12 protein-coding genes and 1 tRNA gene are annotated in these 13,849 nt (G+C 72.9%); 5 read left to right on the top strand and 8 right to left on the bottom strand.

Annotated features, from left to right (window positions below; all coding sequences use genetic code 11):
- Positions 1 to 196 precede the first annotated feature (196 nt).
- The gene (gene ppc / locus AC060L_RS26165) at positions 197 to 3,001 is read left to right on the top strand and encodes a phosphoenolpyruvate carboxylase (protein ID WP_483801392.1); all 2,805 of its coding nucleotides are present in this window, start codon (positions 197 to 199) and stop codon (positions 2,999 to 3,001) included.
- A 212-nt stretch (positions 3,002 to 3,213) separates the two neighbouring features.
- Here the strand turns inward: ppc and AC060L_RS26160 are convergent, their stop codons facing one another.
- Entirely contained in the window at positions 3,214 to 3,438 is a 225-nt protein-coding gene (locus AC060L_RS26160; RefSeq protein WP_483801365.1) for a hypothetical protein, read from the bottom strand.
- A gap of 70 nt (positions 3,439 to 3,508) precedes the next feature.
- On the opposite strand from AC060L_RS26160, the gene AC060L_RS26155 reads away from it, so the two are divergent.
- The gene (locus AC060L_RS26155) at positions 3,509 to 4,102 is read left to right on the top strand and encodes a hypothetical protein (protein ID WP_483801364.1); all 594 of its coding nucleotides are present in this window, start codon (positions 3,509 to 3,511) and stop codon (positions 4,100 to 4,102) included.
- 137 nt (positions 4,103 to 4,239) lie between these two features.
- Here AC060L_RS26155 and pth read toward each other — a convergent pair whose 3' ends face one another.
- The 5 genes from pth to AC060L_RS26130 all read right to left on the bottom strand — a co-directional run bounded on the left by pth (position 4,240) and on the right by AC060L_RS26130 (position 8,847).
- Positions 4,240 to 4,818 (bottom strand): aminoacyl-tRNA hydrolase, encoded by a 579-nt coding sequence (gene pth / locus AC060L_RS26150; protein WP_483801363.1) that lies wholly within the window; start codon positions 4,816 to 4,818, stop codon positions 4,240 to 4,242.
- Positions 4,819 to 5,093: 275 nt separating this feature from the next.
- On the bottom strand, positions 5,094 to 5,681 hold the full coding sequence (locus AC060L_RS26145) for a 50S ribosomal protein L25/general stress protein Ctc (RefSeq protein WP_483801362.1): 588 nt from the start codon (positions 5,679 to 5,681) through the stop codon (positions 5,094 to 5,096).
- A gap of 341 nt (positions 5,682 to 6,022) precedes the next feature.
- Positions 6,023 to 7,000 (bottom strand): ribose-phosphate diphosphokinase, encoded by a 978-nt coding sequence (locus AC060L_RS26140; RefSeq protein ID WP_483801361.1) that lies wholly within the window; start codon positions 6,998 to 7,000, stop codon positions 6,023 to 6,025.
- Positions 7,001 to 7,200: 200 nt separating this feature from the next.
- Positions 7,201 to 8,655: a bifunctional UDP-N-acetylglucosamine diphosphorylase/glucosamine-1-phosphate N-acetyltransferase GlmU gene (gene glmU, locus AC060L_RS26135; protein ID WP_483801360.1), complete on the bottom strand. Its 1,455-nt coding sequence runs from the start codon at positions 8,653 to 8,655 to the stop codon at positions 7,201 to 7,203.
- A gap of 121 nt (positions 8,656 to 8,776) precedes the next feature.
- Positions 8,777 to 8,847 (bottom strand) — tRNA-Gln (locus AC060L_RS26130).
- A 282-nt stretch (positions 8,848 to 9,129) separates the two neighbouring features.
- Between AC060L_RS26130 and AC060L_RS26125 the strand changes: the two genes are divergently transcribed.
- The 3 genes from AC060L_RS26125 (at position 9,130) to AC060L_RS26115 (ending at position 11,524) form a co-directional block, all read left to right on the top strand.
- Complete coding sequence (locus tag AC060L_RS26125; protein ID WP_483801359.1) at positions 9,130 to 10,116, top strand: acyl-CoA desaturase; 987 nt, start codon at positions 9,130 to 9,132, stop codon at positions 10,114 to 10,116.
- Between the two features lie 26 nt (positions 10,117 to 10,142).
- Complete coding sequence (locus AC060L_RS26120; RefSeq protein ID WP_483801358.1) at positions 10,143 to 10,892, top strand: TetR/AcrR family transcriptional regulator; 750 nt, start codon at positions 10,143 to 10,145, stop codon at positions 10,890 to 10,892.
- A gap of 134 nt (positions 10,893 to 11,026) precedes the next feature.
- A complete protein-coding gene (locus AC060L_RS26115; protein ID WP_483801357.1) occupies positions 11,027 to 11,524 on the top strand; it encodes a MarR family winged helix-turn-helix transcriptional regulator in 498 nt (165 codons plus the stop codon).
- Positions 11,525 to 11,585: 61 nt separating this feature from the next.
- Here the strand turns inward: AC060L_RS26115 and AC060L_RS26110 are convergent, their stop codons facing one another.
- Both AC060L_RS26110 and galK read right to left on the bottom strand, forming a co-directional pair.
- Positions 11,586 to 12,506, bottom strand: a complete 921-nt coding sequence (locus AC060L_RS26110; protein ID WP_483801356.1) for a LuxR C-terminal-related transcriptional regulator — start codon at positions 12,504 to 12,506, stop codon at positions 11,586 to 11,588.
- Between the two features lie 179 nt (positions 12,507 to 12,685).
- A complete protein-coding gene (galK, locus tag AC060L_RS26105; protein WP_483801355.1) occupies positions 12,686 to 13,828 on the bottom strand; it encodes a galactokinase in 1,143 nt (380 codons plus the stop codon).
- Positions 13,829 to 13,849 lie beyond the last annotated feature (21 nt).

Raw genomic sequence — 13,849 nt, 5'->3', positions numbered from 1 at the left:
TGCGGACCGCCCCACCGAGTTACGGATAGCCGCCGCGACCGGCTCGTGTCCGGCATCCGGCCAAGCCTCGGTCGACGCAGCACCGCCACATATGCTGAGCCGGTCGGACAGCGCGGTCCGCCGTTGTGCCGTACCCCACCACCGCAGGGAGCCAGCCGTGACCGCTCAGGTCCCCACCCCGGCCGACCACCCCGACCTGCTCAGTGCCGAGCCGTCCGGCGCCGACCCGGCCGCCGACAACGCCGCACTGCGCGCCGACATCCGCCGACTGGGCGATCTGCTCGGCGAGACCCTGGTCCGCCAGGAGGGCGCCGAGGTGCTCGGCCTGGTCGAACAGGTCCGCCTGCTCAGCCGCACCGACGGCGAGGCCACCGCCGAGCTGCTCGCCAACATCGACCTGGAGACCGCGGCCAAGCTGGTGCGCGCCTTCTCCACCTACTTCCACCTCGCCAACGTCACCGAACAGGTGCACCGCGGCCGCGAGTTCGCGGCCCGCCGGGCCCGCGAGGGCTCGCTGCTCGCGCTGACCGCCGACCAGCTGGCCGACGCCGACCCGAAGCACCTCGCCGACACGCTGGCCCACCTCGCGGTCCGGCCGGTCTTCACCGCGCACCCGACCGAGGCGGCCCGGCGCAGCGTGCTCAACAAGCTGCGCCGGATCGGCGAGCTGCTGGAGCGCGCCTACAACGAGGAGCAGCGGCACCGCGAGCACGCGGCCGGCGGCCGGTCCGCCGCCGACCCGGTCCGGCAGACCTCGGCGAAGCGCCAGGCCGACCGCCGGCTGGCCGAGGTGATCGACCTGCTCTGGCAGACCGACGAGCTGCGGATCGCCCGCCCGGAGCCGACCGACGAGGCCCGCAACGCCGTCTACTACCTGGACGAGCTCTACCGCGACGCGGTCCCCGAGGTGCTGGAGGAGCTGCACGAGGAGCTCGCCCGGGTCGGCGTGACCATCCCCGACGGCGTCCGCCCGCTCACCTTCGGCACCTGGATCGGCGGCGACCGGGACGGCAACCCGAACGTCACCCCGCAGGTCACCTGGGACGTGCTCAACCTCCAGCACGAGTACGGCATCAAGGACGCGCTCGACGCGATCGACGACCTGCGCAACACCCTCTCCACCTCGGAACGCCTCGCCGGCGCCTCCGCCGAGCTGCTCGCCTCGCTGGACGCCGACCTGAAACTGCTGCCGGAGCTGAGCCCGCGCTACAAGCGGATGAACGCCGAGGAGCCCTACCGGCTGAAGGCCACCTGCGTGCGGCTCAAGCTGGAGAACACCCGCGAGCGGCTCGCCGCCGGCACCCCGCACGTGGCCGGGCGCGACTACCTCGGCACCCGCGAGCTGATCGCCGACCTGAAGCTGGTGCAGGACTCGCTGCGCGCCCACCGCGGCGAGCTGATCGCCGACGGCCGCCTCGCCCGGGCGATCCGCACCGTCGAGGCGTTCGGCCTCCAGCTGGCCACCATGGACGTGCGCGAGCACGCCGAGGCGCACCACCACGCGCTCGGCCAGCTCTTCGACCGGCTCGGCGAGGAGGCCTGGCGCTACACCGACATGCCGCGCGAGTACCGGCAGCGGCTGCTCGCCAAGGAGCTGCGCTCGCGCCGTCCGCTGGCCCCCACCCCGGCCCCGCTGGACGCGGCCGGCACCAAGACGCTGGGCGTCTTCAACACCATCCGCGAGGGCTTCGAGCGGTTCGGCGACGAGATCGTCGAGAGCTACATCATCTCCATGTGCCAGGGCGCCGACGACGTCTTCGCGGCCGCCGTGCTGGCCCGCGAGGCCGGCCTGATCGACCTGCACGGCGGGATCGCCAAGATCGGCATCGTGCCGCTGCTGGAGACCACCGACGAGCTCCAGCAGGCCGACCGGATCCTGGAGGAGATGCTCGCCGACCCCTCCTACCGACTGCTCGTCTCGCTGCGCGGGGACGTCCAGGAGGTCATGCTCGGATACTCCGACTCCTCGAAGTTCGGCGGCATCACCACCTCGCAGTGGGAGATCCACCGCGCCCAGCGCCGGCTGCGCGACGTGGCGCACCGCTACGGGATCCGGCTGCGGCTCTTCCACGGCCGCGGCGGCACGGTCGGCCGCGGCGGCGGCCCCTCGCACGAGGCGATCCTGGCCCAGCCCTGGGGCACGCTGGAGGGCGAGATCAAGGTGACCGAGCAGGGCGAGGTGATCTCCGACAAGTACCTGCTGCCGTCGCTGGCGCGGGAGAACCTGGAGCTCACCATCTCGGCCACGCTGGCCGCCTCCGCGCTGCACACCTCGCCGCGCCAGGCCCCCGAGGCGCTGGCCCGCTGGGACGCCGCGATGGACCAGGTCTCCGAGGCCGCGCACACCGCCTACCGGGGCCTGGTCGAGCAGGAGGACCTGCCGAAGTACTTCTTCGCCGCCACCCCGGTCGACCAGCTCGCCGCGCTGCACCTGGGCTCCCGCCCGTCCCGCCGCCCCGACAGCGGGGCCGGACTGGACGGCCTGCGGGCGATCCCGTGGGTCTTCGGCTGGACCCAGTCCCGGCAGATCGTGCCGGGCTGGTTCGGCGTCGGCTCGGGCCTGGCGGCCGCCCGTGCGGCCGGGCTGGGCGACGTGCTGGACGAGATGTACGGGCAGTGGCACTTCTTCCGCAACTTCCTGTCCAACGTCGCGATGACGCTGGCCAAGACCGACCTGCGGATCGCCCGGCACTACGTCGAGCAGCTGGTGCCCGGCGAGCTGCGGCACGTCTTCGACGAGATCAAGGCCGAGCACGACCTGACCATGCGTGAGGTGCTGCGGCTGACCGGCGAGAGCGAGCTGCTGGAGCACCACACGGTGCTGAAGCAGACCTTCGCCGTGCGCGACGCCTACCTGGACCCGATCTCCTACCTCCAGGTGGCGCTGCTGCGCCGGCAGCGCGAGGAGGTGGCCGCCGGGCGCCCCGAGAACCCGCTGCGGGCCCGCGCACTGCTGCTCACCGTCAACGGCATCGCGGCCGGCCTGCGCAACACCGGCTGACCCGCGCACGGGTGGGGCAGCCTGGCCGCCGGCCCGGCTGACCCACCCACCGGCTCATCCGGCTCAGCATCAGCAGAACGGCCGCTGGGCCCGCTCGAAAGAGCGGGCCCAGCGGCCGTTCTGCTGAGGTCGGTGCGCCGGGCGGCGGCGGCTTACCCGTCCGGCATGCCGGAGCCCCCGCCACGCGAGGGGTACACCCCCGGCACGCGCCGTCAGGCCGCGTGGCTGCCGCCGGTCTTGCCGGCCTTGCGGTGCTTGATCAGCCAGAGTGCGCCGCCGCCGGCCGTGACGGCCAGGCCGAAGAGCACCGCGCTGACACCCGCGTTGCCGCCGAGCGAGCTGATGAACACACCGGCCAGCTGATCGGGTGCGGCAGCGGCGGTCGGGCTCGGCGCGGCCGGAGTCTGCGACGGGTCGTCAACCAGCTGCGCGTCCACCGGGGTCGGCACCGGCGCGGGCGGCGCCTGGTGAACCCGGCCGGCGCTGCGCGCGCCGCCGCCGAGCGCCGTGCCCCGGCTCGTCCCGGCCGGCGCAGGCGACGAGGCGCTCGGGGTCGGGCAGCCGGCGGGCCGAGCCGCCCCTGCCGAAGCCGTCGCCCCCGGAGCGGAGGCCGAAGCCGAAGCAGAGGCCGAAGAGGAGGAGGACGGCGACGCAGTCGCGGGCGCGGCGGCAACCGCGGTGCCCGGCCCCGCCGGAGCGCTCGGCCCGGGCGGGCAACTCGCCGAAGCCGAGGCCGGGGCAGCAGCAGCGGCGGCAACGGACGCCGAGGGCGAGGGCACCGAGGTGACCGGGGCGGACGCCGCCGGCGGAGCCGCAGCGGGCGCCGCCGGGGCCACCGAGGGAGCCGGCGGCGCGCTGCCGGTGCTCGTCGGCACCGGTGTGGCCGTCACGCTCACCGAGGGCGACGGCGAGGGCGACGGGGTGCCGCCAGGCTCGGCCCACGCGCACTGCGCCCCGCTCAGCAGCAGCACACCGGCCGCAACCATCCAACCGCCGGCCACTCGTGCCGTGCCCAACCACCCAGCGCCCACCAGCGCCCCACCTTCCCGAGTCCGGGTAGACCGTACCCGATGGGCCAACCCGCCCCGGCACCGGATCTGACCCCCGGACGAAGAGTTGTACGAACGTTGCGCCGCCCGTCATGGAACGGCATCTGACGCAGATTCAGAACTCAGAACCGTCCCAGACTCTTCCCAGCAACCCCTCATCCACCGGCCGCCACAGGGGTCTGCCGTCGGTCAGGTGTTGTACGTGTCCTGGGCCCGCTCCAGGCCTTCCGTCAGCAGCGCCTCGACCGCGTCGGCCGAGCGGTCGACGAACCAGTCCAGCTCCTTGCGCTCGGTGCTGGAGAAGTCCTTGAGGACGAAGTCGGCGACCTCCATCCGGCCCGGCGGGCGGCCGATGCCGCAGCGGACCCGGTAGTAGTCCGGGCCGAGCGACTTGGTGATCGACTTGAGGCCGTTGTGGCCGTTGTCGCCGCCGCCGCGCTTGAGCCGCAGCGTCGCGTAGTCGATGTCCAGCTCGTCGTGGACCGCGACCAGGGCCTCGTTCGGCGCCTTGTAGAAGTCGCGCAGCGCGGTCACCGGGCCGCCGGAGAGGTTCATGAAGCTCATCGGCTTCGCCAGCACCACCCGCTGCCCGACCAGGCGGCCCTCGGCCACCTGGGCCCGGCTCTTGTGCGCCTTGAACCTGGCGCCGATCCGCTCGGCCAGCAGGTCAACGACCATGAAGCCGATGTTGTGCCGGTTGCGGGCGTAGCCGTCCCCCGGGTTGCCCAGGCCGACGATCAGCCACGGGCCTGTGTAGTCGTCACTCATCTGCGCGCTCCTCCTCTTAGACCGACCGACAAGTGGTGGGTGGCGTCGCGACGCCCGGACTCTCGCCTGGACGGCTTCTCCTCAGTCGCCAATGCTCCGCATGGACTTCCTCGTCGGCGCCGCCCAGACTCGGCCCGGACGCCGCTCCTTCTTCCACCCACCACTTGCCGGTCGGTCCCAGCCACATCATCATCGCCGACATGCCGCCGACATGCCGCTGCCCCGGCCCCCTCGAAAGGGAGCCGGGGCAGCGGCCGAACGGATTACCGGGAGGCTCAGGCCTCGGCGGCGGCCTCCTCGGAGGCCTCCTCCTCGACCGGGGCGGCCTGGGCGCCGATGATCTGCAGCACGACGGTGTCGGCCTCGACGGCCAGGGTGGTGCCCTTCGGCAGCACGATGTCGCCGGCCAGGATGGAGGCGCCGGCCTCCAGGCCCTCGACCGAGACGGTGACCGACTCGGGCAGGTGGGTGGCCTCGGCCTCGACCGGCAGCGCGTTCAGGACGTGCTCGAGCAGGTTGCCGCCGGGGGCCAGCTCGCCCTCGGTGTGCACCGGGATCTCGACGGTGACCTTCTCGCCGCGCTTCACCAGCAGCAGGTCGACGTGCTCGATGCTGCGCTTGATGGCCTCGCGCTGCACGGCCTTCGGCAGGACGAACTCGTCCTTGCCCTCGATCGGAACGACCAGCAGGGCGTTCGGGGTCTTCAGGGCCATCATCAGCGCGTGGCTCGGCAGGTTCAGGTGAACCGGGGCGTGGCCGTGGCCGTAGACGACACCGGGGACGAAACCGGCGCGGCGGGCGCGGCGGGCGGCACCCTTGCCGAACTCGTTGCGGGGCTCGGCGGCAAGGCGGATCTCGGACACGACTGCACTCCTCGGAGACTGGCACGGGGGTGCAGGCATCACTCGTACGGTGGTCATACGAGGCCCGGAAAGCGGAAGCCGCCGGGACCACACCCTCAAGAACATTTGGGGGGTCGCTCGGCGGCGGTACGACTCTGCCGGCGGCCGTAAATCCGGCCGCGGCAGCGCGTCGATCACGGAGCAGGCGCCCGGACGGGCGCACGGCATCCCTCGCCGAGCAGTCTCACGAGTCTAACCGCAGCCCGCCCCTACCGTGAAATCGGCCCCGGCGCCAGTAGCGCCGGGGCCGATGGGCCTGACGGCCCGTCACTGCAAGGATGCTCGGTGCACCCCCGGGTGAATCAGTGCACACCCTCGAAGAGGCTGGTCACCGAGCCCTCCTCGAAGACCTCGCGGATCGCGGCGGCGATCGACGGGGCGATGGAGAGCGTGGTGACCTTGTCCAGCTGGAGCGAGGCCGGGGTCGGCAGCGTGTTGGTGAAGACGAACTCGCTGACCCGCGAGTTCTTCAGCCGGTCCGCGGCCGGGCCGGAGAGCACGCCGTGGGTGGCGGCGACGATGACGTCCGCGGCGCCGGCGTCGAAGAGCGCGTCGGCGGCGGCGCAGATCGTGCCGGCGGTGTCGATCATGTCGTCGACCAGCACGCAGACCCGGCCCTTGACGTCACCGACGACCTCGGCGGACAGGATCGTGTTGGCCTGGCTGGTGTCCCGGCGCTTGTGGATGATCGCCAGCGGGGCGTCCAGACGGTCGCACCACTGGTCGGCGACCTTCACCCGGCCGGCATCCGGCGAGACGACGGTCAGCTTGCTGCGGTCGACCTTCTCGCCGATGTAGTCGCAGAGCATCGGCAGCGCGAACAGGTGGTCCACCGGCCCGTCGAAGAAGCCCTGGATCTGCGCGGTGTGCAGGTCCACGGCCATCAGACGGTCGGCGCCGGCCTGGCGCAGCAGGTCGGCGACCAGCCGGGCCGAGATCGGCTCACGACCCAGGTGCTTCTTGTCCTGGCGGGCGTACCCGTAGAACGGCAGGATCGCGGTGATGCTCTTCGCGGAGGCCCGCTTCAGAGCGTCGATCATGATCAACTGCTCCATGATCCACTGGTTGATCGGAGCCGTGTGGCTCTGCATCACAAAACAGTCCGCCCCCCGGGCGGAATCCAGGAAGCGGACGTAGATCTCGCCATTGGCGAATTCGAAGGCCTTGGTCGGGACGAGCTCGGTGCCCAGCGCCGCGGCCACCTCCTTCGCCAGCTCGGGGTGGGCACGGCCGGAGAAGAGCTTCAGCTTCTTCTCACCCGACGTCGTGATCCCGCTCACTGCACCGTCTCCTCGCGTTGCTCCGCATGGTTCCGCCGCGCCGCACCCGGCGGCGGTGAGCCGCCCGGGCCGGTGGTCGACGGGGTTGGGTACGCCTCGCACGGGCTACAGCCCCACGGCGCACGTATGTACACCAGGTTACGCGCCCGCTCGGAAAGCGTCCGTCCCGGGACCGCCGCTGCGCGGCCACTCGGGGCGGCTCAGCCCTCCTGGGCCTCTCCCAGTGCGGCGGCCGCGGCCTGCGCGGATGCAGTGCCGGGGCGCTTGCGCGCCACCCAGCCCTCGATGTTGCGCTGCTGTGCGCGGTTCACGCCGAGCGCGCCCGGGGGCACGTCCTTGCTGATCACCGAGCCGGCACCGGTGTAAGCGCCGTCACCCACGGTGACCGGGGCGACCAGCATGTTGTCGGTCCCGATCCGGGTGTGGGCGCCGATCACGGTGCGGTTCTTGTTCACGCCGTCCCAGTTGGCGGTCACGCACGCGGCGCCGATGTTCGCGCCCTCGCCGATCGTCGCGTCACCCATGTAGGAGAGGTGCGGCACCTTGGCGCCCGCGCCGATCGTGGACTTCTTGATCTCGACGAACGTGCCGACCTTGCCCTTCTCGCCGAGCAGCACGCCGCCGCGCAGGTAGGCGTACGGGCCGACGCTGGCGCCCGCGCCGATCTCGGCCTGGTCCGCGGTGGTGCTGGTCACCTTGGCGCCGGCGCCGACCACGGTGTCGGTCAGCGTGCAGTTCGGGCCGACCGTGCTGCCCTCGCCGAGGTGGGTGGCACCGTGCAGCTGGGTGTTCGGCAGCAGCACGGCGTCCGGCTCGTAGGTCACCTGGACGTCGATCCAGGTGCTGGCCGGGTCGACCACGGTGACGCCGGCCCGCATCGCGCGCTCCAGCAGCCGGTCGTTGAGCAGCCGGCGGGCCTCGGCGAGCTGGACCCGGTCGTTGATGCCCAGGATGTCGCGGAAGTCGGTGGCGACCGCGGCGCCGACCCGGTGACCGGCCGCGCGCAGGATCTCCAGCGTGTCGGTGAGGTACTCCTCGCCCTGCGCGTTGTCGCTGCCGATCCGGCCGAGCGCGTCCGCCAGCAGCTTGCCCTCGAAGGCGTAGACGCCGGAGTTGATCTCGCGGATCGCGCGCTGCCCGGCGTCGGCGTCCTTGTGCTCGACGATCGCGGTGACCGAGCCGTCGCCGTCGCGCAGGATCCGGCCGTAGCCGGTCGGGTCGGGGACCTCGGCGGTCAGCACGGTGACGCCGTTGCCCTCGGCGGCGTGCTGCTCGGCGAGCGCGCGCAGCGTCTCGGCGGGCAGCAGCGGGACGTCCCCGTACGTGACGATGACCGTGCCGTCCAGGTCGATCCCGTCGGCGGTGAGCGCCTCGACGGCGATCCGGGCCGCGTGGCCGGTTCCGTTCTGCTGTTCCTGGACCACCGAGCGGACGGTCGGGTCGCACTGCGTCAGGTGCGCGGCGACGAGCTCCCGCTGATGGCCGATCACCACGACCAGCTGCTGCGGCGCCAGCTCCAGCGCGGCGGCCACCGCGTGGCCCACCAGGGTGCGGCCGCAGATCGGGTGCAGCACCTTCGGCAGCGCCTTGGACTTCATCCGCGAACCCTCGCCGGCGGCGAGCACGATCACGGCGGCAGGGGAATTGGCACTCACGCGGGAGGCTCCTTGTTCGGTTCACGGGGAGGGTGGCGCCCAGCCATTCCCAGGCCAGAGGCCCTTGTGCACCGACAGCCGAGCGGAACCGAGAATACCTACCGAACGACCAGCGATTGAGCTCCGCCGCTAGGACTCGAACCTAGACAAAGGCCTTCAAAGGGCCCCGTGCTGCCATTACACCACGGCGGAACGGTCGTCAATCCACGACCCCGACAGCGTCCTGCGCCACCGCACGGCGGCTGCACCACCACCGGGACGCCAGGAGCCGACCACAGCCTACGGGTTACGGCGCTCGAGCTCCACCACCCTTCGCACTCGTCCACCGGCCGTTCCACCGGCCCCGGGTCGCCCGAACGCCCGGTGTTCATGCGCGGCTCGGCCGTGGTTCCCTTGACATGGCCCGTAACTTACGATGCCGTAGGTTACGCGCACGTAGCATCCACAGCCGCTCCTGCCCTCAAGGGACCGCCCATGACCATCCAGGCCGACGAAGCGCTCCCCGGCGCCGTTCCGGAACCCGCGGCGGCCACCGCCGCCAAGCCCGCCTCGCAGATCTCCGCCACCCTCGGCGGTGAGAAGCAGGGCCTGCCCGAGCGGATCGCGCTGGGCCTCTTCATCGCGGTGCCGTTCCTCGCCCTCGTCGCCGCCGTCCCGGTGGCCTGGGGCTGGGGGCTCGGCTGGACCGACCTGGCGATCGCGACCGTCATGTACTTCGTCGCCTGTCACGGCATCACCGTCGGCTACCACCGTTTCTTCACCCACGGTTCGTTCAAGACGAACCGGGCGCTGAAGATCGCGCTCGCGGTGGCCGGCAGCCTGGCCATCGAGGGCCCGGTGGTCCGCTGGGTGGCCGACCACCGCAAGCACCACAAGTTCTCCGACAAGGACGGCGACCCGCACTCGCCGTGGCGCTTCGGCGAGACGGTGCCCGCGCTGCTCAAGGGCCTGTGGTGGGCGCACATGGGCTGGCTCTTCGACTCCGAGCAGACCCCGCAGCACATCTACGCCCCCGACCTGGTCAAGGACGGCGACATCCGCGCGGTCTCCCGGCTCTTCTGGCTCTGGACCACCATCTCGATGCTGCTGCCGCCGCTGGCCGGCGGGCTGATCAGCTGGTCCTGGCAGGGCGCGCTGACCGCCTTCTTCTGGGGCTCGCTGGTGCGGGTGGCGCTGCTGCACCACGTCACCTGGTCGATCAACTCGATCTGCCACGCGATCGGCGAGCGCCCGTTCAAGTCCCGGGACCGCTCGGGCAACGTCTGGTGGCTGGCGGTGCTGTCCTGCGGTGAGTCCTGGCACAACCTGCACCACGCCGACCCGACCGCGGCCCGGCACGGGGTGCTGCGCGGCCAGGTCGACTCCTCCGCCCGACTGATCCGCTGGTTCGAGCAGGCCGGCTGGGCCCGGGACGTCCGCTGGCCCGACGCGGGGCGGATCGCCGCCCGGCGCGTGGCATGACCCGTCGCCTACAGCATGATGGAGGGGTGAACGGGAGCAACGGAGACACCGCAGACGGCCACCACCCGCCCTCGCGAGCCGGCAGCGGGGCCGGAGCCGCCCAGGGAGTCACCGCCCGAGGCGCCGCGGGCGGAGCGGGCACCGCTCCCCGCGGCCGGACCGGCCGGGTCCGGATGACGGGCAAGCAGCGCCGCGAGCAGCTGCTGGACATCGGGCGCTCGGTCTTCGCCGAGCGCGGCTACGACGGCACCTCGGTGGAGGAGATCGCCGAGCGGGCGGGCGTCTCCAAGCCGGTGGTCTACGAGCACTTCGGCGGCAAGGAGGGGCTCTACGCGGTCGTGGTGGACCGCGAGATGCAGCTGCTGCTGGACATGGTCACCGGCGCGCTCACCGGCGGCCACTCCCGCGAGCTGCTGGAGCAGGCCGCGTTCGCGTTGATGGACTACATCGACACCTCCACCGACGGCTTCAAGATCCTGGTCCGGGACTCGCCGGTCGCCCAGTCCACCGGCACCTTCGCGTCGCTGATCAGCGACATCGCGACCCAGGTCGAGGACATCCTCGGCCTGGAGTTCAAGGCCCGCGGTTTCGACCCGCGGCTCGCGCCGATGTACTCGCAGATGCTGGTGGGCATGGTCGCGCTGACCGGGCAGTGGTGGCTGGAGGTGCGCAAGCCGCAGAAGTCCGAGGTCGCCGCGCACCTGGTCAACCTGGCCTGGCACGGGCTGGAGGGCATGGAGCGGCACCCGAAGCTGGTCGGCGACCGGCAGAACTAGGCCGGTCCACAGCCGCCCGCAGACGCCGGCGGCAGGCACCGGCGGCAGAGCCGGGCCAACGGTACGTTGCGCTGCGGGGTTTTCTCGATGTCAAGAGGCTTCATATCGACAGAACCCCCGATACACTGATCCACATGGAGGACGAGGTCGACCGGCTGGTCGCGGCATGGCGCCGAGAGCGCCCCGACCTCGACGTGCAACCGCTCCAGGTGCTCAGCCGGGTCAGCCGGCTCGCCCGCCACCTGGACCGGGCCCGCCGGACGGCCTTCGCCGAGCACGGTCTGGAGCCCTGGGAGTTCGACGTGCTGACGGCCCTTCGCCGGGCCGGCCGCCCCTACCAGCTCTCCCCCGGACAGCTGCTCACCCAGACCCTGGTGACCTCCGGCACGATGACCAACCGGATCGACCGGCTGGCCGGCAAGGACCTGGTCCAGCGGCTGCCCGACCCCGACGACCGGCGCGGCGTCCTGGTCCGGCTCACCGCGCTCGGCCAGGAGAAGGCCGACGAGGCGCTGGCCGGGCTGCTCGCCCACGAGCGCGAGCTGCTGGCCGAGCTGTCGGGCGGTCAGCAGGCCGATCTGGCGGCGCTGCTGCGGCAGCTGGTCGCACCGTTCGACAACATCCCGGGCTGACCGGCGCACCGACCAGGCCCCGGCACACCGACCAGGACCAGGCGCCCCGGTCGGCTAGGCCTTAGGGCCTGTCCGCCTGTGCGGGCGCGGGCGCGGGCGCGGGTGACGCCACCACCGCCGGCGGCTCGGCCGGTCCGACGCCGGCCCGGCGGGCCAGCGCGACGGCCGCCAGCGTGGAGTGCACCCCGAGCTTGCCGAGCACGTTCTGCATGTGGGTCCGGACGGTGTGCGGCGAGAGGTACAGCCGCTCGGCGACGGCCTGCCGGCCGAGCCCGGCCACCATGCAGCGCAGCACCTGCTTCTCCCGCGGGGTCAACGAGTCGACCAGCCGCTCGCTCTCGGTGCGGTCGCGCCGCGCCGTGGTCAGCTCCCGGACGACCCCGGTGAGCAGCGCGGGCGGCAGATGGGTCTCGCCGCGCAGCACGCCGCGCAGCACGGTCAGCAGCCGGGTCAGCGAGCTCTCCTTGGCCACCCAGCCCACCGCACCGGCGTAGAGCGCGCGGACGGCCCGCCGTGGGTCCTCCTCGGCCGCCAGGACCACCGCGCGCAGCCCCGGGTAGCTGTGACAGGAGCGGCCCAGCAGCGTGATCCCGTCCACCGGGCGGCGGGCCGGCGCGGCCGCCTGGGGGCTCGTCAGCGGTGGCTCGGTGGCGATCCGTTGCGGCGCCAGGGCGCTGCCCGCCCGGCGCGGCGCCGGCACCACCCCGCGCCGGGCCACCGGCACCGGCCCGTCCGGCTCGGTCGCCGCGGGGCGCGGCCGGCGCGGCGGACCGAGCGCGGCACCGGTCGTGCCGAGATCGGCGTCGACCAGCAGGATGTCGAACGGGCGGCCCTCGGCGGCCGCGCGCTCCAGCGCGTGTTCGGCGGCGGCGGCACTGCCGGCCGCGCCGACCTCGATCTCCGGCTCGGCGGAGAGCGCCGTGGCGAGCGCCTCGGCGAAGATGCGGTGGTCATCGACCACCAGAACGCGGATCCGCGCCATCTCGGTATCCCCCCTGCTCCGGCGTCGGCCCCCACCGATTCCGGACCCAGCGTACGGCGTGTGCCGCGGGCTGGTGGGGATTCGGTGAAGTTCCGTCCGAGTGGGAGACGTGCGGGAGTTGGTGCGGCGCGGTCCGTGTTGCAGGGCGGTCCGCGTCGGGGTTCAGTCCGGACGGGAGATCAGCGTACCCGCCGGGAGCCCGCTGCGGCGGTCACCGCGAAGATGCCGGGTTCCTGGTGTCCCGCGGCGGCGAAGGCCTCGCGGACCGCCTCGGCCACCGGAGCGGCCGCTTCCGCCCGGACCAGCGCGATCACCGAGCCGCCGAAACCGCCGCCGGTCATCCGCGCGCCGAGCGCGCCGGCCGCGACCGCGCGGTCCACGGCCAGGTCGGTCTCCGCGCAGGAGACCTTGAAGTCGTCCCGCAGCGAGGCGTGGCCGGCGGTCAGGATCGGACCGATCGCGGCGAGTTCGCCCGCGTCCAGCAGCCGCACGGCGCGCAGCACCCGGTCGTTCTCGGTCACCACGTGCTGCACGAGCGAGCGCAGCTCGGCGGGCAGTTCGGCCAGCGCGGCGGGCAGCCGGTCGGCCGTCAGGTCGCGCAGTGCGGACAGGCCGAGCAGGCCGGCGGCCCGCTCGCAGCCGGCCCGCAGCGCGGCGTACGCGCCGTCGCCGAGGTCGTGCTTGACCCGGGTGTCGATCACCAGCAGCCGCAGGCCCTGCTCGGCCAGCGGGAAGGGCACCTGCCGGGCCGCCAGGTCCCGAGTGTCCAGGAAGAGCGCGGAGCCCTCGGTGCAGCAGCTGGAGGCCATCTGGTCCATCACGCCGCACGGGACGCCGGCGAAGACGTTCTCGGCACGCTGGGCGATCAGCGCCGCCTCGGGCCGCTCCAGCGGGAGTTCGTAGAGGTCGCGGTAGACGGCCGCGACCGCGCACTCCAGCGCGGCGGAGGAGGACAGCCCGGCGCCGGTGGGCACGTCGCTGTCGAAGTACAGGTCGGCGCCGCCGACCTGGTAGCCGGCGTCGCGCAGCGCCCAGACCACACCGGCCGGGTAGCCCGCCCAGCTGGCCACCGCGCCCGGCTTGAGGTCGGCGACGGCGAGGTCGGTCAGCCGGCCGTCGCCCTGCGCGCTGTAGAGCCGCACCCGGCCGTCGTCACGGCGGCGGGCCGCGACCCGGACCGCCTGCGGGAGGGCGATCGGCAGCACGAACCCGTCGTTGTAGTCGGTGTGCTCGCCGATCAGGTTCACCCGGCCGGGCGCCGCCCAGACTCCACTGGGGGCGGTGCCGAAGACCTGCTCGAAGGCGTCGCTGACGTCTTCCATGTGCGTTCCTCTCCCGCGGGC

Source organism: Kitasatospora sp. NEAU-69, from assembly GCF_057158765.1.
Note: the sequence above shows the minus strand (reverse complement) of the source record. Positions and strands in the feature narration are given on the sequence as shown.

Excerpts from the sequence above, each read along its gene's own strand:
- pth (WP_483801363.1), bottom strand. The coding sequence starts at position 4,818 with ATGAGTGACGACTACACAGGCCCGTGGCTGATCGTCGGCCTGGGCAAC.
- AC060L_RS26125 (WP_483801359.1), top strand. The coding sequence starts at position 9,130 with ATGACCATCCAGGCCGACGAAGCGCTCCCCGGCGCCGTTCCGGAACCC.
- AC060L_RS26115 (WP_483801357.1), top strand. The coding sequence starts at position 11,027 with ATGGAGGACGAGGTCGACCGGCTGGTCGCGGCATGGCGCCGAGAGCGC.
- AC060L_RS26110 (WP_483801356.1), bottom strand. The coding sequence starts at position 12,506 with ATGGCGCGGATCCGCGTTCTGGTGGTCGATGACCACCGCATCTTCGCC.
- galK (WP_483801355.1), bottom strand. The coding sequence starts at position 13,828 with ATGGAAGACGTCAGCGACGCCTTCGAGCAGGTCTTCGGCACCGCCCCC.